The sequence below is a fragment of the Bacillus sp. BML-BC051 genome (assembly GCF_019656175.1).
Taxonomy (GTDB): Bacteria; Bacillota; Bacilli; order Bacillales; family Bacillaceae_G; genus Bacillus_A; species Bacillus_A mobilis.
The window spans coordinates 1-377 of record NZ_BPLI01000222.1; the positions used below are offsets into that span (position 1 = coordinate 1).

Genomic DNA, 377 nt, shown 5'->3' on the forward strand with positions numbered 1-377 from the left:
CTGTTTTCTATAAATGTTGTACCAGCTGGAATTGTGTCTATAACAGAAGTACTAATTGTCGGAATTGTGGAATCATTAAATACCTCTAATGTGAATGTAATAACATCTCCTATAACGACGATAGATTTGTCTGCTGTTTTCTCAATGTTAATTATTGGCTCGATTAATGTTGTTGTAACGGTATTTGTTTGCTTTGTAATTGTAATAGGTGGTTCATCTGGATCAATGATAACGGTATAGGAAACAGTAGCATCGTTATTAATTGTAGGTTGAAGAGTAGAAGAAGATATTGTCACTTGGAACGTAATAATGACAGAGTCATTATGAGCAAGATTTCCTAACGTAATACCATTTTCCGGATTCTCATTAGGCTGATT

The 377-nt window shown here is 33.7% G+C and carries 1 protein-coding gene; it reads right to left on the reverse strand.

Features of this window, described 5'->3' with window-relative positions; all coding sequences use genetic code 11:
* Window positions 1-377 (reverse strand): DUF11 domain-containing protein (locus tag K5S59_RS30055; RefSeq protein WP_220784152.1); only part of this gene is annotated, 377 nt, incomplete at both ends.